At 60.0% G+C, this 19,872-nt stretch carries 14 protein-coding genes; 4 read left to right on the top strand and 10 right to left on the bottom strand.

The window, feature by feature from the left end:
* Positions 1 to 74 precede the first annotated feature (74 nt).
* The gene (locus AAAK34_RS05560) at positions 75 to 623 is read left to right on the top strand and encodes a flavin reductase (protein ID WP_231693681.1); all 549 of its coding nucleotides are present in this window, start codon (positions 75 to 77) and stop codon (positions 621 to 623) included.
* A gap of 505 nt (positions 624 to 1,128) precedes the next feature.
* Here the strand turns inward: AAAK34_RS05560 and boxA are convergent.
* The 4 genes from boxA to AAAK34_RS05540 form a co-directional block, all read right to left on the bottom strand.
* Positions 1,129 to 2,427, bottom strand: a complete 1,299-nt coding sequence (gene boxA / locus AAAK34_RS05555; protein ID WP_231693682.1) for a benzoyl-CoA 2,3-epoxidase subunit BoxA — start codon at positions 2,425 to 2,427, stop codon at positions 1,129 to 1,131.
* A 335-nt stretch (positions 2,428 to 2,762) separates the two neighbouring features.
* Positions 2,763 to 4,190: a benzoyl-CoA 2,3-epoxidase subunit BoxB gene (gene boxB, locus AAAK34_RS05550; RefSeq protein WP_231693683.1), complete on the bottom strand. Its 1,428-nt coding sequence runs from the start codon at positions 4,188 to 4,190 to the stop codon at positions 2,763 to 2,765.
* Positions 4,191 to 4,272: 82 nt separating this feature from the next.
* Positions 4,273 to 5,916, bottom strand: coding sequence for a 2,3-epoxybenzoyl-CoA dihydrolase (boxC, locus tag AAAK34_RS05545; RefSeq protein WP_231693684.1), 1,644 nt, complete (start codon positions 5,914 to 5,916; stop codon positions 4,273 to 4,275).
* Positions 5,917 to 6,081: 165 nt separating this feature from the next.
* The gene (locus AAAK34_RS05540) at positions 6,082 to 6,993 is read right to left on the bottom strand and encodes a helix-turn-helix transcriptional regulator (RefSeq protein ID WP_231693685.1); all 912 of its coding nucleotides are present in this window, start codon (positions 6,991 to 6,993) and stop codon (positions 6,082 to 6,084) included.
* Between the two features lie 178 nt (positions 6,994 to 7,171).
* Between AAAK34_RS05540 and AAAK34_RS05535 the strand changes: the two genes are divergently transcribed.
* Positions 7,172 to 8,740, top strand: a complete 1,569-nt coding sequence (locus AAAK34_RS05535) for a benzoate-CoA ligase family protein (protein ID WP_231693686.1) — start codon at positions 7,172 to 7,174, stop codon at positions 8,738 to 8,740.
* A 59-nt stretch (positions 8,741 to 8,799) separates the two neighbouring features.
* On the opposite strand, the gene AAAK34_RS05530 is transcribed toward AAAK34_RS05535, so the two are convergent.
* The 6 genes from AAAK34_RS05530 to apbC form a co-directional block, all read right to left on the bottom strand.
* Positions 8,800 to 9,243: a universal stress protein gene (locus AAAK34_RS05530; RefSeq protein ID WP_231693687.1), complete on the bottom strand. Its 444-nt coding sequence runs from the start codon at positions 9,241 to 9,243 to the stop codon at positions 8,800 to 8,802.
* A 9-nt stretch (positions 9,244 to 9,252) separates the two neighbouring features.
* On the bottom strand, positions 9,253 to 10,380 hold the full coding sequence (locus AAAK34_RS05525) for an ABC transporter permease (RefSeq protein ID WP_231693688.1): 1,128 nt from the start codon (positions 10,378 to 10,380) through the stop codon (positions 9,253 to 9,255).
* A 10-nt stretch (positions 10,381 to 10,390) separates the two neighbouring features.
* Positions 10,391 to 12,406, bottom strand: a complete 2,016-nt coding sequence (rbbA, locus tag AAAK34_RS05520) for a ribosome-associated ATPase/putative transporter RbbA (RefSeq protein ID WP_431778000.1) — start codon at positions 12,404 to 12,406, stop codon at positions 10,391 to 10,393.
* A gap of 11 nt (positions 12,407 to 12,417) precedes the next feature.
* Positions 12,418 to 13,203, bottom strand: coding sequence for an ATP-binding cassette domain-containing protein (locus AAAK34_RS05515; RefSeq protein WP_431777823.1), 786 nt, complete (start codon positions 13,201 to 13,203; stop codon positions 12,418 to 12,420).
* Complete coding sequence (locus tag AAAK34_RS05510; RefSeq protein ID WP_231693816.1) at positions 13,200 to 14,273, bottom strand: HlyD family efflux transporter periplasmic adaptor subunit; 1,074 nt, start codon at positions 14,271 to 14,273, stop codon at positions 13,200 to 13,202. Before AAAK34_RS05510 ends, AAAK34_RS05515 begins: the two co-directional genes overlap by 4 nt.
* A gap of 227 nt (positions 14,274 to 14,500) precedes the next feature.
* A complete protein-coding gene (apbC, locus tag AAAK34_RS05505) occupies positions 14,501 to 15,592 on the bottom strand; it encodes an iron-sulfur cluster carrier protein ApbC (protein WP_231693690.1) in 1,092 nt (363 codons plus the stop codon).
* Positions 15,593 to 15,880: 288 nt separating this feature from the next.
* Here apbC and metG point away from each other — a divergent pair, with 288 nt between their 5' ends.
* Both metG and AAAK34_RS05495 read left to right on the top strand, forming a co-directional pair.
* Positions 15,881 to 17,986 carry a methionine--tRNA ligase gene (metG, locus tag AAAK34_RS05500; RefSeq protein ID WP_231693691.1) on the top strand — a complete coding sequence of 702 codons (2,106 nt, stop codon included), beginning with the start codon at positions 15,881 to 15,883 and terminating at the stop codon, positions 17,984 to 17,986.
* A gap of 121 nt (positions 17,987 to 18,107) precedes the next feature.
* Positions 18,108 to 19,784: a SulP family inorganic anion transporter gene (locus AAAK34_RS05495; RefSeq protein WP_231693692.1), complete on the top strand. Its 1,677-nt coding sequence runs from the start codon at positions 18,108 to 18,110 to the stop codon at positions 19,782 to 19,784.
* Positions 19,785 to 19,872 lie beyond the last annotated feature (88 nt).

Here is a 19,872-nt window from a genome sequence, read left to right as displayed (position 1 = left end):
ACATATAAAACACAAAGTTCTTTTTAGGTATGCAAATTGCTATTCATGGGATATTTATTGAACTGGCAAACCTCATGACTTCACTCGCCGCCTCCTCTTCTGCTTCCTCACTCGACCTTCAAGCCGTGACGGCGACGAGCTATCGCGATGCCATGGCGCGACTAGGCAGCGCCGTTCATATCGTCACTACCGACGGTGCGTATGGCTGGGCGGGTTTTGCGGCGTCCGCGGTATGCAGCGTGACGGACGGGCCGCCCACCTTATTGGTGTGCATCAGGCGAGATTCGTCGGCTTACAGTGCCGTGACCGGAAACGGCGTGCTTTGCGTGAACACGCTGGAAGCTGGGCAGGAGCCCTTGTCTCAGCTGTTTGGAGGCAAGACTCCAATGAGCGAGCGGCGCGATGCTGCTGAATGGACTCGCCTCAGGACAGCGGCGCCCGTGCTCGTGAATGCCCGGATTGCTTTTGATTGCCACATTACGCAGTGCACAAGCATCGGCACCCACGATGTTCTGTTTTGCACCGTGGCTGATATTGCCCACGGCACGCAGTCGCTCGGAGGGCTTTATTACGCGGAACGGCGCTATTGGCACTTTGCCGACGCGCCGAACTTGCTGACATGAAGGAGCTTACGGGCGCCAAAGGCGGGCGCTGGCGCACAAACGAAGGGCGTGCGCCCCAAAAAGGACTTCTATCTTGCCACTTTCACCGCGTTGATCGTGGCTGGATCAAAACCGCGTGAGCTTTTCGGGAGCCCGGCGAGCGCTCTCCATGCTCATGAGAAACAAAACTTTGAAAGTCCCAAACAGCGTCCAACATTCCTGCTTTTGTAGGAACGGCTTCAGCCGCGAAGGGTCACCGTCATCAATGGCGTCTTGTGCTCGGAAGGACACGATCGCGGCTGAAGAGGGCGTCGCAAAATGACCTTGTTCTTTTCCCCTCTCCCCCTCCGGGGAGAGGGTCAGGGTGAGGGCAGCGGCGCATGATTTGAGACTGGCATTGTTTTGTGGCCTGCACGGTGAACAAAAAAACGCTCCGCGCTCTGAAAAGATAGACAGCGCGCAAGCGCGCGCCCTCACCCCAACCCTCTCCCGAAAGGAGAGGGAGCCAATCGCCACTGCTGCACACTCAATAAGTTTCGAGATGCAGACGCGCTTCCCTTTTCAGGCGGCCGCCTAGTTCTTCCCAATTCAAGCCCGCGTTCTGAGCCACGTCGCGAAGCGCGAGCACGACACCTTCTTCCATGCTCTTCAAGCCGCAGACGTAGATATAGGTGTTCGGGTCTTGCAGAAGCCCGACCAGGTCGGCAGCGCGTTCACGCATGAGATCCTGCACGTATTTTTTCGGCTGGTTAGGCGTGCGGCTGAAGCCGAAGTGGGTGTCGATGAAGTCTTTGGGCAAACCCTGCAACGGGCCAAAGTAAGGCAACTCTTCCTTGGTTCGGGCGCCAAAGAACAGCATGAGTTTGCCACCCTCGAACTTGCCTGACGTGCGCAGGCGGCGACGCCACTCTGTCATGGCGCGCATGGGGGCCGAACCGGTGCCCGTGCAGATCATGACGATGTTCGACCGGGGGTGGTTGGGCATCAGGAAGCTGGTGCCGAATGGGCCAGTGACCTGGACTTTGTCTCCCACCTTCAGATCGCACATGTAATTGCTGGCAACGCCGCGTACTGGGTTGCCATCGTAGTCCTCCAGCACACGCTTGATGGTGAGGCTGAGGTTGTTGTAGCCTGGGCGCTCGCCGTTGCGGGGGCTGGCAATGCTGTACTGACGCGGATGATGGGGTTTGCCCCGCGCGTCCACGCCTGGCGGAATCACGCCGATGCTTTGACCCTCCAGCACCGGGAAAGGCATGTTGCCAAAATCCAGCACGATGTGGTGAGTGTCGTACTCTTTACCAACCTCGGTCACGCGCACATTGCCCACTACGGTGGCGGTAACGAATTTTTCAGCCGACTTGGGTCCGTACAGGTTCGCATACGGATGCGCGGCAGACCAGGGCGGCGTGGTGGCGCCATAGGCAGCGGAGTTGAAAGCCGATTCTCCGGACGGGTCATTGGCTGTGGTCGCGATCTCGGCCTGGGGCACCAGATCCTCTACGGCGCCCACATCGCCGCCTGCGGCGCCAAGCTCAGCCAGCTGCTCGGAGGTCAATTCAGCAGGCAATTCATCCCAGCCAAACTGCTCCTCAATGGTGTAGGGCTTGGCACGGGGCACGAGACGCCAGTTGTCGATGCTGCCTGTAGGGCACGGCGATATGCAGTCCATGCACATGTTGCAGACATCAGCCTTCACCACGTAGTTCATCGAGTCGTGTGTGATGGCATTGACGGGGCAAATGGCCTCGCAGGTGTTGCAGCGTATGCAGATCTCGGGATCAATCAGGTGCTGCTTGAGGACGGAATTGTCGGTGGGTGTGTCCATGATCGCGGGGCTTTTCTTGGGTAGACGGTTGCATTCAGCCTGGAGCGAATGGCACTTACTTAACGGTATTCCTTGTAGGAGCGGCTTTAGCCGCGGAACGCCCATCGCGGCTAAAGCCGCTCCTACAAATAGGGAGACTATCGAAACAACGCCTTAAGTAAGTGCCATTCAGCCTATGGCCTGTTCAAAGTCACTGCTCAACATGCAGCGCTCGTTTGGGCGCCGCATGTTGGGCTTCGCTTCGCTCAGCCCAACCTACGAACTACAAACTACACAGCTACGAACGTGCTCAAAGTCTCCTCGCGGCTAGACTGTGAGCACGCTCCAGGAGGGGCTTAGTTGAAGCGCACGTATTCGAAGTCTACAGGCTGACGGTTGATACCGATGACGGGCGGGGCAATCCAGTTGGCGAACTTACCGGGCTCGACGACACGACCCATGAGCGAGGCGACATATGCGCGGTCTTCGTCGGTGGGCAACCATTTCTCCACATTCTGGTTCCACTCGTGGTCGCTCACGACCCGGCCGTCCGGAGAGATTTTGGCACCAGAGAGCGAACCGATGTTGCGGTGAAACGCCTTGTGCGGAACAGTGAGTTTGACTGGAATGCCCGCCTTCTCAATAACGCGGTTCCAGCGCTCGACACCGGCCTTGGAGTCGGTGATGTAGTCGTCGCGCAGCACTTCGTTGAGTGCGTTCAGCATGGGCACTTCTCTTTCGATCAGTTTGCCGTTCTCGACGTTCAGCACCTTGTAGGTCTGGCCTTTGAGCATGTGGTCATCCATACGCTTGCCCTCTTCATAACGTCCTTTCAGGCCCGTGGTGTAGAAGGTGGCGGCGTTGCTGGATTCGTCGGCGCCGAACAAGTCAATGGTGACGCTGTAGTGGAAGTTGATGTAGCGCTGGATCGTCGGCAGATCGATCACACCAGCCGCGCGCAGCTTGGCCACGTCGTCGGTTTTGAGTTCGTTCATCGCATTGACGGTGCGCTGGATCACACGCGACACGCCAGATTCGCCCACGAACATGTGATGGGCTTCTTCGGTCAGCATGAACTTGGTCGTGCGTGCCAGTGGGTCGAAGCTGCTTTCGGCCAGGGCGCAGAGCTGGAACTTACCGTCGCGATCGGTGAAGTAGGTGAACATGAAGAAGCTGAGCCAGTCGGGCGTCTTCTCGTTGAAGGCCTGCAGGATGCGGGGGTTGTCCGCATTGCCGCTGCGGCGCTCAAGCAATGCTTCTGCTTCCTCACGGCCATCGCGGCCGAAGTAGCGATGCAGCAGGTAGACCATGGCCCACAGATGGCGGCCTTCCTCAACGTTCACCTGGAACAGGTTGCGCAGGTCATACTGACTAGGGCAGGTCAGGCCCAGGTGGCGCTGTTGCTCCACCGATGCGGGCTCGGTATCGCCTTGCGTGACGATGATGCGACGCAGGTTGGCACGGTATTCGCCAGGCACGTCTTGCCAGGCTGATTCGCCTTTATGGTCGCCGAAGTGGATCTTGCGGTCTTGTTCACCCGGGTTCAGGAAGATGCCCCAGCGATAGTCAGGCATTTTCACGTGGCCGAACTGCGCCCAGCCTTGCGGATCCACGCTGATGGCGGTGCGCAGATAGACGTCGAAGTTCTGCGAGCCTTCCGGACCCATGTCTTGCCACCACTCGAGGTAGTTGGGCTGCCAGTGCTCAAGCGCGCGTTGCAGCGTGCGGTCTTCCGAGAGATTGACGTTGTTAGGGATCTTGTCCGTGTAATTGATGCTGCTCATGGTGAACTCCTCAAAAAAGGTTGATCGTGAGATAACGAGCGGGAAACTGGTTGAATTTGATATCTAGACCGCGAACACGGGCTTAGACGCGGTTCATATCAAACTGCGCCTTGTCGCCCTTGCCGTAGACCTTGAGGGCACCCTTTTCACCCACGGCGTTGGGACGCTGGAAAATCCAGTTCTGCCAAGCGGTCAGGCGGCCGAAGACGCGCGTAAGCATGTTTTCCTTCTGTGCGAAGCGCAGGTTGGCTTCCAAGCCGGTGAGTGCGTCGGGACTCATGGCAGCGCGCTCTTCCAGGGCAATGCGGATCTCGTCCGCCCAATCGATGTCGTCCGGCGTGGCAGTGACCAGGCCAAGCTGCAGGGCTTCTTTCGGGCCCAGGGCCTTGCCAGCGGCGGCACGCACGGCCTCCATCGGGCCTTGCTCCTCGTAGAAGCGGCGAGCCAGACGCGATTGCTCGTTGACCATGGGCAGCAGCCCGAAGTTAAAAGAATCGAGCGTGATGCTGGCGGCGTTCTCGTCGTCGAGCATGTAGGCACGGTCCGCGCAGAAGGCCAGCTCAGCCAGGATGCCCGCAAAGCACGAGCCGGGCTCGACCAGCGCAAACAAGGAGCGGGAGGAGACATCCAGTCGCGCGAAGGTGCGGCGCAGCATGCCGATGGTTTCATTGACGAGCCAATGGCTGCGGTGGGCTTCCAGCACCTCGCCGACAGACAACACGGCGGCGGCATCGCCGCTGGTCTTGAGCACCCAGGTACCAATGTCCAGCTCGTTGGTGCGCATGTGCAGAATGGCATCGTCCAGCTGGCGCGCCATGGCCAGCGGCCACCATGCAACACCGGCTGCTTCGATGCCGGCAATGTCGCCGGGCTGTGCGGAAGCCGGGGCCTTTACGGTGAAAACGGCTTGGCGCTTGGCGCGGTCGATGTCGATATCCACGTGGCCGTAGCTGATTTTGTCGCCGTCGATGTGGCGATCGATCCGGGTAAGCACCACGCCCTGGCCACTCCCGCGGTGACTGCCTGCAGCCAGTTCAGCGGCACGCTTGGCGACTGTTTCCTTGAAGACTTGCGGCTTGGCAATGGCATCAACCAGACGCCAGTCGACAGCGCGCTGACCACGCACGCCTTCCACGCTGGTGCAGAAGATGTCGGCCAGATCATGACGCACACGGCGCTTGTCGGTCACACGAGTCAGACCGCCTGTGCCGGGCAGAACGCCGAGCAATGGTACTTCTGGCAGGCTCACCGAGGAATTGCGGTCATCTACCAGAATGATCTCGTCGCACGCCAGGGCCAACTCGTACCCACCGCCAGCGCAGGCGCCATTGACCGCCGCAATGAATTTGAGTCCGCTGTGAGCGCTGCTGTCTTCAATGCCGTTGCGGGTTTCGTTGGTGAACTTGCAGAAGTTCACCTTCCATGCATGGCTGGAGACGCCCAGCATGAAAATGTTGGCGCCCGAGCAGAACACTTTGTCTTTGGCGCTGGTAACGACGACGGTCTTGACTTCAGGATGCTCGAAACGAATGCGCTGTAGCGCATCGTGCAATTCGATGTCCACACCCAGGTCGTAGCTGTTGAGCTTGAGCTTGTAGCCAGGACGCAGGCCGGCGTTCTCATCGATATCAATCGCCAGCTGGGCCGTGCTGCCTTCAAACGACAGTTTGAGGTGGTGGTACTGGCTTGGATCGGTCCGGTAATCGACGGTGAGTTGCTGCGACATGGCTGGCTCCTTGAGGCTGAAACGATATAGGCGGTAATTGCACTAGGCAACGGCAGACAGAGCACATGAGAGATGCACACCAAGCCAGCCGGTTTTATGAATAATAGTGCATATCTTTAGAAGCGTCAATGCACTTTAATTCGCATTGCACTATTTTTCCACTGCTCAGCTGACCGCTTCCCGAACCAGATCACGCAGAGCCTTGAAGGCCGCATCTTCATCCGGATAGTGGCTCGTGTCAAAACGCAGGTCAGCCTTGGCATAGAACGCGGAGCGCCCGGCCAGAATGCGCTTCAAATCCTCCATGGCTTCCGGGCTGGCAGCCATTGGACGCATGTCACCCTGCGCCGCCACACGCGCCATGTGATCAGCCGGATCGGCCTGCAACCAAATGGTGGTGCAATGCTGCAGCAGCAGGTTGAAATTGGCGGCGTCGGCCACCAGGCCGCCGGGGGTGGCAATGACCACCTCCGGGTAAATCTGGATCGCCTCCTCCAGCGCGCGCCGCTCGTAACGGCGGTAGGCATTGGTGCCGTAGAGGTTGTGAATCTCATTGATGCTGCAGCCTGCAAACTGCTCGATCTCGCGGCTCAGCTCTATGAAGGCATAACCCAGATCGGCTGCCAGGCGTTGGCCCAATGCACTCTTGCCGGCTCCACGCAATCCAATGAGCGCAATTCGGGCACCCTTGGCAGGGCCCGCCCCATGATCGTGGAACAACTCGCTCAGCGTCTGGCGCGCGCGCCTCAGATCCGCCTCCCCCCGCCGCTCCAGGAGCTCCCGGATCATCAGCCACTCAGGGGAGGATGTGGTGACATCTCCCAGAAGCTCGGACAATTCGCAGTGCAATGCGTTGGCTACCTGAAGCAACACCAGTATCGACACGTTACCGGTCCCGTATTCAAGGTTCGCCAGATGGCGCTCGGACACTTCCGCCGCTTTGGCAATGGCTTTGCGTGTCATTCCACGTCGCATCCGTAGCGTACGAACCCGCTCCCCCAGGGCAACCAGAAAAGGGTGGCGTGCAGCATCTGCCGCGTCTGCCGCGACGGCTTGGGAAGCTTCTTCAATCTCCATGCTCATTCTTTGGTTTTTGGTTGCTTGACGTGCACTTTACTGCATGTTAAGGTGCAAGCACAATAATGCATTTCATCACGGGGCACGGAAAAGATCAATTTTCTCGCGCGCAAGCCCCGATCGGATTAATCTCCCACTAACGCGCCTCAAAGCCAGCCACTCATCGGAGACAAGCCACATGAGCACCCCAGCACCGCTACCCGAACGCTTCAACGTTGCCGACTACCTGCTCGCGCAAAACGTGAGTCGCCCAAACAAGCCCGCCTTCATTGATGACCATGGCAGCCTGAGCTACGGCCAGCTGGATGAGCGCGTTCGCCGCCTGGCGTCGGGCCTGCGCAGCCTGTTCCTGCGACGCGAAGAACGGGTGCTGGTGCTGATGCACGATTGCAACGACTGGCCCGTGGCGTTTCTGGGCAGCATGTACGCTGGTCTGGTGCCTGTAGCGGTCAATACACTTCTGACAGCTGACGACTACGCCTACATGCTGGAGCATTCGCGCGCGCAAGCGGTAATGGTTTCGGGTGCGCTGCTGCCCACGCTGAACGCGGCCATGATCAAGAGCGATCACGAAGTGCAGAAGGTGATCGTCTCCCACCCACAGGCGCCACTTCATCCTTCGGAGGTGGAGTTTGAGGCTTTCCTGGCAGCGCATGCGCCGCAAGACAAGCCAGCCCCCACCAGCCCAGACGATCCTGGCTTCTGGCTCTACTCCAGCGGCTCCACCGGCCGCCCCAAGGGAACCGTGCACTCACATGGAAACCCCTACTGGACATGTGAGCTCTACGCCAAGGGGGTGCTGGGCCTGCGGGAAGACGACATTTGTTTTTCAGCTGCCAAGCTATTCTTTGCCTATGGCCTGGGAAATGCACTCACTTTCCCCATGAGCGTTGGTGCCACCACCATTCTGATGGGAGAGCGCCCCACTCCGGAGGCCACCTTCAAACGCTGGGTAGGCCTGGTCGGCAACGTGAAGCCTACCGTGTTCTACGGCGCCCCTACGGGGTTTGCAGGCATGCTCGCTCACCCGCAATTGCCCTCGCGTGACCAAGTTGCGATGCGGCTCGTTTCGTCCGCGGGCGAAGCGCTTCCGGCCGAATTGGGCGAGCGCTTCAAGGCGCACTTCGGCGTAGATATTGTCGACGGCATTGGTTCGACCGAGATGCTGCATATTTTCCTGTCCAACCGGCCCGACCGGGTGCGCTATGGCTCCACCGGCTGGCCGGTGCCAGGTTATGAGATCGAGCTGCGCGGCGACAACGGCGAGCCCGTGCCCAACGGGGAGCCTGGCGATCTTTATATCCAAGGCCCGTCTGCCGCCATGATGTACTGGGGCAACCGGCAGAAAACGCGCGACACCTTCCAGGGTGGTTGGACCAAGAGCGGCGACAAATACGTGCGCAATGAAGACGGCAGCTACACCTATGGCGGGCGCAGCGACGATATGCTGAAAGTGAGCGGAATCTACGTGAGCCCGTTCGAGGTCGAGGCCACGCTGGTGCAGCACCCGGCCGTCCTGGAAGCGGCGGTCATCGGGAAGGAAGACGCAGACGGCCTGACCAAGACGAAAGCCTTCGTGGTGCTCAAGTCTGGCCAGACAGCAACCGAGGACGAACTAAAGGCTTTCGTGAAGGATCGCCTGGCGCCCTACAAGTATCCGCGCTTCATTGAGTTCGTGAATGATCTGCCGAAGACCGCCACGGGCAAGATCCAGCGGTTCAGGCTGCGGGAGCAGGAGATCGGGTAGCTGCAGGCACGGCTTCAGAAGGTGTTGCCAAGGTACTTTTCCGCGTCCCCCGCCCCTCTTCAGCCACGCACCAGCATCACCGGAACGGACGCGATGCGCGCCACCTGCTCGGCGTCGCTGCCCATGAGAAACCGCTCCACGCCACGCCGGCCATGGGTGCCCAGGATCACGATGTCGCAACCGCTGGCCTTGGCCTGCTCGGCGATCAACTCGGACGCTCGTTTTCCGCCGCTTTCAAGCAGGAGAGTTTCCACATTCACTCCCTCCTGGCGAAGACGCGCTGACGCCTCGTCCAGGATGGTCTGGCTGGTGGCGATAAAGCGAGGGCGGACTTGCTCTATGTAGATCTTGGGGCGCTCGAAGCCGTTGCTGTACGCAAGCTCCTCAATCACATGGAAAAGAACCACCGAGCCTCCGCTTAGCCGCGCCAAGGCTATCGCGTGGTCAAGGGCCAAATTGGATGTATCGCTTCCGTCGAGCGGCACCAGAATTTTCTTGTACATGGGATCCTCCTATGCCATTTGAGAAATGGTTTTGCGGAAACGCTGCAGCGACAGCGCAAATAGAACGGCTCCAATCAGCAGGAGCCCCAGAAACTGAGGCCAAACCACATCCAGGCCCGCGCCCCTGAACAAAATGGCCTGTCCCAACTGAACAAAGTGTGTGGTCGGTGCGGCCAGCATGATGTTCTGCACCAAATCAGGCATGCTTTCCCGAGGTGTACTCCCACCGGACAGCATTTGCAAGGGCATGATGGTGAGCATCATCAACATACCGAACTGAGGCATGTTGCGCGCTACGGTTGCCATGAAGATACCCATGGAAGCCGTCGCAAAAACACAAAGCGCCGAGCCCACCAGGAAAAGCGGCACCGAGCCACTAACGGGTACATGCAACAAGCCACGAACGACAAAGGTTAGCGACACCCAGGCCGCCAGCAGCACCACCAGCCCTGTGGACCATATCTTGGCCAGCATGATCTGCGCAGGCGTGACCGGCATGACCAGAAGATGCTCCACAGTCCCGTGCTCACGTTCGCGGATGAGCGCAGCGCCCGAGAGAATGATCGACAGCATGGCGATGTGGTTGATGATTTCCACAAGGCCCCCAAACCACGACATCTCCAGCGCGGGGTTAAAGCGCGCCCGCAAAGCCAGGTCCACCTGAGGAATGGCGCTGGCCCGGTGGCGCTGCGCGAACTCGCTGACCTCCCCCATGACAATCTGCTGCACATAACCACTGCCAACAAAGGCCTGGCTCATCCGCGTGGCATCCACGTTGAGCTGGATCTGAGGCGAACGCCCAGCCAGCACGTCGCGCTGAAAATGGCTCGGTATGACCAGCACGAAGGTATACAGGCCCTCATCCATGCCAGGGTCCATCTGTGGCCATTCAATGACCTTGGGAGGACTGAACTGGGGTGGATAAAGCGCACTGGCAATGCGCTGGGACAGCGGCGATCGGTCTTCGTCCACGATCGCGATGGGGGCATTGTGCAAAGTCTCGGGCATGGCCGTGGCTGCCGTGTACACGCCCACGGTGAACACGTAGACGATGAGCACCAGCATCGTTGGATCCCGCCACAGACTCCATAGCTCCTTGATGCCCAGTCGAAAGGTATTGGTGAGAAACTGCCTCATGATCGCAAGCTCACCGGTCCTGTTTACGGAGCAACGCAATGGCTGCGCCAACGATGAGTGGCGCGGCGATCAGGAGCGGAACCAGCGAACCCTTAAGGTCACTGAAATTCAACGCTTTGCTGAACACGCCACGGCTGATGTCGATCATGTGCGTGGCCGGATAGATCTCGCCCAGAATGCGCGCGCCGCCCTGCAATGAGGAGACTGGATCAATCACCCCGGAAAACTGCACAGTGGGGAGCATGGTGCCGATCATGGCAAAGAACATGGCCGCAATCTGGCTCTTGGTCACGCTTGATGCCAGCAGACCCATGCCGGTCGAGCAGAAGCTGAAAATCACAGCCGCCAACAGCAAGGTCAGGAAACTTCCCTTGATGGGCACGTCGAAAACCGTGACGGAGAGCAGCGCCATCAGCAGGAAGTTCACCAGTGCCAGTGCCACATAAGGCAGTTGCTTGCCCAGTATAAATTCCGTGCGGGTGACCGGCGTGACGTACAGGTTGATGATGGAGCCACTTTCTTTTTCGCGCACGACGGCGAGCGCCGTGAGCATGGCCGGCAACATCAGCAGCAGCATCGGGATGACGGCCGGAACCATGGCTGGAAGGCTCTTGACGTCCGGGTTGTAACGGAAACGAGTTTCAATGCTCGCCAACCCCGCTGACACACTACCCATGCGCGCAGTAGCCTGCTCGATCAGCCAGTGCTGATGTATCCCTTGCGCGTACCCTTTGACAGTCTCGGCGCGCTGCGGCATGGAGCCGTCGATCCAGGCGCCAATTTCCACATCGCGCCCGCGCAGCAGGTCTCTGCCGAAGTTCGGGGGAATCTCTATAGCCAAGCTCAATTCGCCGCTGGTCATGCGCCGATCAAGGTCAGAGTAGTCCGTGATCGGCGGGCGTTCGACAAAGTAGCGCGAACCCGCCAGGCTCAAGGTGTAGCTCTGGCTCACCGTGGACTGATCGCGATCGAGAACTGCATAGGTCAGGTCGTCCACGTCCATGCTGATGCCAAAGCCGATCACAAACATCAGAATGAGCGAGCCAGCCAGTGCGAGCGTGGCGCGAACCGGGTCGCGCCGCAGCTCGAGAGATTCGCGCCACAGGTAGCTGAAAAGTCGCTGCAGGCTGAAGTGGCGATGACGAGGCTGCGCAAGTGTCGGCCCGGAGGTGGCCACGGTGGTAGCGGGCTGGCGATTACCTGCCTTCGGCGCGTCTGCCTCCAAGGCGCCGCCACCGGCTTCGATCAGATAGCCGATGAACGCCTCTTCCAGGCTCTTCGCCTTTCGCTTCTCGACCAGGGCGGCGGGAGTGTCGCTATCGAGCACTTTGCCAGCGTGCATCATGGACATGCGGTCGCAGCGCTCGGCCTCGTTCATGAAGTGCGTGGAGATGAAGATCGTCAACTTGTCGCGGCGCGACAATTCGACCAGCAAGCGCCAGAAGGCATCGCGCGCCACCGGGTCGACGCCCGAGGTGGGCTCATCAAGAATCAGCAACTCGGGCTTGTGCACCATGGCCACGGCCAGCGAGAGGCGCTGGCGCATGCCCAGCGGCAAGCCTTCGGGCAGGCTGTCCTGCACGTCAGTCAGACCGAAACGCTGCTCCATCTCGTCCACTCGGGCCGGAATTTCCACCTTGGGCACCTGGAAAAGCCGAGCATGGAGCTCGAGGTTTTGACGCACGGTGAGTTCGCCGTAAAGCGAAAACGCCTGCGACATGTAGCCCACCCGGCGGCGTGTGTCCAGGCTCGAACGTCGCCGCTCTGGACCGCTGTCCGAATCACCCGCCGGCCCGGCGCGACCTCCGACCTCCTCGCCAAAAAGCCAGGCTCGCCCTTCGCTGGCCTCCAGCAAACCGGTGAGCATTTTCATGGTGGTGGTCTTACCACAGCCGTTCGAACCCAGGAAGCCAAAAATCTCGCCGCGCCGGATGCGGAACGACACATGATCGACCGCGACAAAATCACCAAAGCGCATGGTCAGCCCTTTGGCTTCGATGGCAATGTCGTCGTGGGAAGCCTGCAGGGGTGGAATTTTTACCGGCGCATGATCGCGCCTTTTTCTTCGGGAAGCAGTGCTATGAACGCGGCTTCCAGCGAATCGGTGCCCGTGCTCGAAAGCAGCTCACGCGGCGTGCCAGTCGCCAGCACACGACCTTCGTCCATGGCGACCAGCCAGTCAAAGCGCTGTGCTTCATCCATGTAGGCCGTGGCCACAATCACACTCATACCAGGCTGCCCGCTGCGAATGCGCGCAATCAGCTCCCAAAATTGCGCACGGGCCAGCGGATCGACACCGGTGGTGGGCTCATCCAGGATCAGCAGATCCGGATCATGGATCAGCGCGCAGCACAAGCCCAGCTTCTGCTTCATGCCACCCGAAAGCTTGCCAGCGGGCCGATGCAGGAAGCCGTACAAGCCTGTAGCACGGGTGAGATCGTCGATGCGCCGACGCCGCTCGGCGGCATCGTGGCCGAACAAGCGGGCAAAAAACTGCAGGTTCTCCTCAACCGACAACGTAGGGTAGAGATTTTTGCCCAGGCCTTGCGGCATGTAGGCAATGCGCGGGCACACGGCATCGCGGTGGCGCTTGCCGGACATGTCGCCGCCCCGCACCCACACTTTGCCCTCTTGCACGGCACGCGCGCCTGCCACCAGAGAGAGCAGGCTGGACTTGCCAACCCCGTCCGGCCCGATCAAGCCGACCATGAGGCCTTCGGGAATGTCCAGGTCGATGCCGGCAAGTGCCTGCACCTTGCCGTAGTGCTGGCACACTTTTTCCAGCCGAACCACCGCCTGCCTGCCGGTGGTTTGCTCCTTCATGGCCGGGCCTTCAGCGCCAGGCGCGCAGGCCATTCACGTGAAGGATCAAGCCGAATCCATGCTTCGCCGGGAAGGCCCGTCTTCACATATTCCAGGTGCTCGCGCAGCAATTCGCGGTCGATCTGCGCGCGCACGCGGAACATCAGCTTCTCGCGTTCACTGGCGGTCTCCACCGTCTTGGGGGTGAACTGAGCCTGGCTGGCAACAAATGACACCTTGGCTGGAATGACATAGCCAGGTGCGGCATCCAGCACGATACGGACCTCGGTCCCCAATGCCATCCGACCGACTGCCTCCGTGGGCAGGAAGAAGGTCATGTAGACATCAGACAGGTCGATCAGATTCATGACGCGGCCACCGGCCCCCAGCACTTCGCCCGGTTGCGCTACTCGGAATTGGATGCGCCCGTCACGAGGGGCCTTGAGCTGGCTGTCATCTATTTCTGCCTGAATGCGCTGCAGCGTGGCATCAACAACCTCCACCTGGGATTGCGCGCTGATCACCTGCGCCTTTGCTGCGTCAATGGCGGCATCCGCCGAATGTGCTTGAGCCTGCACAGCAAGCACAGCAGCTTTGGCGCTGGTGGCGCGGGCATCGTCATCGTCCACCGTCTGGGTCGAAATAGCGCCTTCCTTTACCAGCGTCTGCGAGCGAGCCAGTCGACGCTCGGCGGCATGGCGTTCTGCCTCTGCACTGCGAACCTGCGCCAGCACTGCCGCCTTGTCGCTCTGACGCATGGCCACCTGCGCCTGTGCGCTGGCCACGGCATTCACAGCTTGCTGCCGCTGCGCCCTGGCCTCGCGCAACTGCGCCTCCAGCGTCTGTACCTGCATGGTCGCCAACACTTGGCCGGCCTTCACAAGCGCGCCTTCGTCGACAAGAATCTCGTTGACCCTGCCTCCCAGCTTGGTCGAAATATCAATCTCAGTGGCCTCTATGCGACCGTTGCTGCCCAGGAACCCCTCTTCTTCGGCTGCAGGTGCGAATTGCTTCCAGGCATACCAGCCCCCTGCAGCCAGGGCAGCAGCGATCAAGACCGGAAGCAGTTTGTTCTTCAGCGAAATAGCCATGGCGATAGGAATGAGGGAGCCATCTTTAAGGATGCCCGGCATAACTGCCTGCGTTCTCTGGCAGCGCGGCCTCGGGCGATCCGCACTACCACCGACTCGCGAGGGTCATGCAGGGCATCCTTCAAGCCTACCGGAATTTGAAGGCCGAGGCCGTCGCGCGCCACTTCGCTTGGAGTATCTTGAGCCAGATCAATCTCGAATGATGGTTTCGCCGAAGGCGCACCTCATCAAGTGTCGCTGGAAATCTTGATAGACGGGAACTTGGAGGAAAAATCCTTCGCCTTGGCCGCGATCTTCAAGGCCACTTGCCGCGCAATAGCCTTGTAAATGCCCGCCACTTCACCTTCCGGCTCGGCCACTACGGTGGGACAACCTGCGTCGGCCTGCTCGCGGATCGACAGGGACAACGGCAGAGCGCCAAGGTAATCGATGCTCTTTTCAGCCGCGTAGCGCTTGCCGCCGTCGGCACCAAAAATATGCTCCACATGGCCACACTGGGTGCACACGTGCATAGCCATGTTCTCCACCAGACCAAGAATCGGCACGCCCACCTTCTCGAACATGGCCACGCCCTTCTTGGCATCTGCCAGAGCAATGTCTTGCGGAGTGGTGACAATCACGGCGCCGGTCATAGGCACACGCTGGCTAAGGGTGAGCTGGATGTCACCGGTGCCGGGCGGCAGATCGACCACCAGGTAGTCAAGATCGCGCCAGTTGGTCTGGCGGAGCAATTGCTCCAGGGCCTGCGTGGCCATGGGGCCGCGCCAGATCGTAGCCTCGCCAGGGTCCACGAGAAAGCCGATGGAGCTGACCTGCACTCCGTAGTTTTCCAACGGCTCCATGGTTTGGCCGTCCAGGGTTTCAGGGCGACCGCTTATGCCCATCATGATCGGCATGCTGGGCCCGTAGATGTCGGCATCCAGCAAGCCCACACTTGCACCTTCGGCCGCCAGCGCCAGCGCCAGGTTGGCCGCAGTGGTGCTCTTGCCCACGCCGCCCTTGCCCGATGCCACCGCAATGATGTTCTTCACATTCGGCATCAGTTGCAGTCCCCGCTGCACCGCATGCGCAATGATCCTGGTGCTGATGTGCACAGACACGTTCTGCACACCTGCCACGCCCTTGGCTGCCGCGATGAGGGCCTGGCGCAGGCCAGGAATCTGACTCTTGGCGGGGTAACCCAGTTCGACATGGAAGGAAACATCCCCACCGTTGACCTGCAGTTCCTTCAGCTGCTTGGTCGACACGAAATCCCGGCCCGTATTGGGGTCGGTTACAGTTTGCAGCGCCGCCAGCAAGGCGCCTTCATCAACAGCCATTGTTCATTCTCCAAACGTCCAAGCTGTTGAGTCTATAGTGAATGAATTCCCTTAGAGCCTGTTCGAAGTCTCCTCGCGGGCCCGTTGCGTCCGAAAAACCGCGTCTGCGGCGTTGAAAATACTCGCAATACCACGAGGTATCACTGCGTTTTTCGTCGCATCGGCGCACCGCTTGCAGCCACGGCTTTTCGAGCGTCGTGCAACAGACACAACAGCCCTCGCGCAGAGACGTTGAACAGGCTCTAATGCCCCGCATAAAATCAGGGGTTCACCCCGAGAGAGCACCCAATGACCGCGCCGCGACAGATATTCGTTACCACCGCCCTGCCCTACGCCAACGGCACGTTCCACATCGGCCACATCATGGAATATATCCAGGCCGACATCTGGGTGCGCTACCAGCGGATGCAAGGACACATGGTCAACTTCGTGGGAGCGGATGACGCGCACGGCGCACCGATCATGATCGCCGCCGAAAAGTCGGGCAAGACGCCCGAACAATTCGTGGCGGACATTGCCGCGGGGCGCAAACAGTACCTTGAAGGCTTCTTCATCAGCCACGACAACTGGCACAGCACCCACAGCCCTGAAAACACCGAACTAGCCCAGTCGATCTACAAAGATCTCAAGACCAACGGTCTGATCGAGACACGCACCATCGAGCAGTTCTTTGATCCGCAGAAGGGCATGTTCCTGCCTGACCGCTTCATCAAAGGCGAGTGCCCCAACTGCCACGCCAAAGACCAGTATGGCGACAACTGCGAGGTGTGCAGCGCGGTTTACGCACCCACCGAACTGATCGATCCCTATTCCGCCCTTTCTGGCGCCAAGCCCGAACTGAAGACCAGCGAACACTTCTTTTTCAAGCTGTCTGATCCGCGCTGCGTCGACTTCCTGGAACAATGGACGCAGGACGGCCGCCTGCAGACCGATGTCGCCAACAAGGTGCGCGAGTGGATCGCCCCCGGCGAAGACGGCAAACCCAAGATGGGCGACTGGGACATCTCCCGCGATGCGCCCTACTTCGGCATCGAAATTCCAGATGCACCGGGCAAATACTTCTACGTCTGGCTGGATGCCCCCATCGGCTACCTGGCCAGCCTGAAGAACCTGCTGCAAAAGCGGGGCGAGAGCTACGACGCCTACATGGCGCAACCGGAGCTTGAGCAATACCACTTCATTGGCAAGGACATCATCACTTTCCATACGTTGTTCTGGCCCGCCATGCTGAAATTCAGCGGCCGCAAGGTGCCTGACAACGTCTTCGTGCACGGTTTTCTCACCGTGAACAACGGGGAAAAAATGAGCAAAAGCCGGGGCACCGGCCTTGACCCCCTCAAGTATCTGGAACTGGGGATGAACCCCGAGTGGCTGCGCTATTACCTGGCGGCCAAGCTTTCCGCGCGCAACGAAGACCTGGACTTCAATGCCGAGGACTTCATGCTCCGCGTGAACAGCGACCTCATCGGCAAGTACGTCAACATCGCCAGTCGCGCCGCGGGGTTCATCAACAAGCGCTTCGGTGGCAAACTGGGCGAGATTTCCGCTGACGGAGATGCGCTGCTTTCCCACCTACGCGATGCGCTACCGTCGGTTTCCAGCCTGTACGCCGAGCGCGAGTTTGGCAAAGCAGTGCGCGAGATCATGGCCCTGGCCGACCGCGTCAACGCCTACGTAGATCAGAACAAACCCTGGGAGTTGGCCAAGAAAGAGGGCATGGAAGCGCGCCTGCACGATGTGTGCACGGTGTGCATTGAGGCTTTCCGCATCCTGACTATCTACCTGAAGCCGGTTCTGCCCAAGCTGGCGGCCGATGTAGCCCTCTTCCTGATGCTGCCGCCAGAGAATTTTTCGGATGTCCTGAAACCACTCGGTGTGGGTGCCCAGATTGGCGAGTATCAACACCTGATGCAGCGCGTCGACGTGAAACAGCTCGATGCCCTGTTCGCGCCCAACACTGAGGCCGAAAAAGGGACTGGCACCCCCGGCAGCGCCAAGCCATCGGCACACGCCCCCGGCGGAGAGCCCCTGGCACCCACCATCACCATCGACGATTTCGCCAAGATTGACCTGCGCATTGCCAAGATCGTGGCCTGCGATAAGGTAGAAGGCGCCACCAAACTGCTGCGGCTCACGCTGGATGCCGGCGAAATCGGGGAAGACGGGCAGCCGAAACTACGCAACGTCTTCAGTGGCATCGCCAGCGCCTATCAACCCGAGCAACTGGCTGGCAAGCTGACGGTGCTGGTGGCCAACCTGGCACCGCGCAAAATGAAGTTCGGCGTCAGCGAAGGCATGGTGCTGGCCGCCAGCCATGGCGACGAGAAGAACAACCCCGGCATTTACGTGCTGGAACCCTGGCCGGGTGCTCAGCCTGGCATGCGGGTGCGTTGAGCTTCATGGATCCGTACAACGGACGAGACCGGTCTCCCGGTTTCGTTGCCGCGCTGAGGGTTCCAGCGGCAAGATGGGTTTACATTTAGCCTAGAAACGGCTAAGAAACATGAACCTCCCAATGCCTCGGTTTCGCCCGCGCCTTGTGGATGTCCTGCAGGACTACAACAAGGCCCATCTCACCAAAGACGTCGCTGCCGGGGTGACGGTGGCCGTGGTGGCGCTTCCGCTGGCCATGGCTTTCGCGATCGCCTCCGGGCTCAAGCCGGAGGCGGGCATTTTCACCGCCATCATTGCGGGCTTTCTCATTTCGGCGCTGGGCGGCAGCCGGGTGCAGATTGGCGGGCCGGCGGGTGCGTTCATCGTGATCGTTTACGGCATCGTTCAGCAATATGGCGTCGCCAATCTGATCATTGCCACAGCGCTGTCGGGTGTGCTGCTGTTCCTGATGGGTCTCTTCAAGCTGGGCACGCTGGTGCGCTTCATTCCCATTGCCGTGGTGATCGGGTTCACCAATGGCATCGCGGTGCTGATCGGCCTTTCTCAGGTCAAGGATTTTCTGGGGCTGCGCATTACCAGCATGCCGGGAGATTTTTTCGGAATCCTGGGGGCACTATGGAGCCACTTGAACACGATGAACCCCTGGGCGCTGGGCGTGGCGCTGGGCTCGCTGGGGATCATCGTCGGCTGGCAGCGCTGGGCTGCACGCATTCCGCGCATGAAACGTTTACTGCCGTTAGGAGACAAGCTCTCCAGCGTTCCGGGCTCGATCGTAGCGCTGGTGGTGGCCACGCTGGTCGTGGGTGTCTTCGGGCTTCCGGTAGAGACCATTGGCAGCAAGTTTGGTGGCATTCCAGCCGCACTGCCCGCCTTCACACTGCCGAGTTTCAGCTGGGAGTCTGCACGCTTTCTGCTTATGCCGACCATTACGCTGGCGTTGCTGGGAGCCATTGAGTCATTGCTTTGCGCGCGCGTGGCAGACGGCATGATTGGCGACCGGCACGACCCCAACCAGGAACTGATGGCCCAGGGCGTCGCCAACTTCATCACGCCGTTTTTTGGCGGTATGCCAGCCACCGGCACCATTGCACGCACGGTGACGAATGTGAAGAGCGGAGGCACCAGTCCCATCTCCGGCATGGTGCATGCCGTGGTGTTGCTGGCGGTGATTCTGATTGCAGCGCCGCTCGCGGGCTCCATACCGCTGGCGTGCCTGGCGGCCATCTTGATGTTCGTTGCCTGGAACATGGGCGAGTGGAGCGAGTTCACGCGCCTGCGGACCTACCGCATGCCTTACCGAGTGACGCTGCTGGCGGTATTTTTCCTCACTGTGGTTTTCGACCTCACGGTTGCGGTGCAGTTCGGCATATTTGCCGCCTGCATCACCTTCATATACCGAATTTCCAGCCTCTCGCGCTCTGAACAACTCACCGCCGCCAAGTATCCCGATTTGGCTGGCCGGGAGAACCAGGTCCAGGCCTGGCGGCTGTACGGCGCTCTCTTTTTCGGGGCGACCAAACTGGTCGAAGCACTTGAGGACCATCTCCCGCCGCACACCCTCGTGCTGGATCTGAAGAACGTGATTTACGTGGACTCTACTGGTGCCGAGGCGTTAGAGAACCTGGTGTCGACCTGCCGCAAACGCGGAGTCCGCCTGATTGTGAGCGGACTGATGAACCAGCCACTGGACATCGCCGGGCGTACCGGCCTACTGCATACGTTGCAAGAACATCCGGCCGATCTGCAGCCGGATGTAGCGGCTGCGGTGGCGGAAGCGCTCGCAGCGTCACCCTCCTGATGCGCCTCTCTCAATAGCGGCGTTCGCCGAGGGTAGCGAGGCCGAGCTGGAGCTCGGCGGTCCCAGCAAAGCCATCTCCCCCGCGGGA

It is taken from the genome of Ottowia caeni, from assembly GCF_050821495.1.
Taxonomy (GTDB): Bacteria; Pseudomonadota; Gammaproteobacteria; order Burkholderiales; family Burkholderiaceae_C; genus Ottowia; species Ottowia caeni.
Note: the sequence above shows the minus strand (reverse complement) of the source record. Positions and strands in the feature narration are given on the sequence as shown.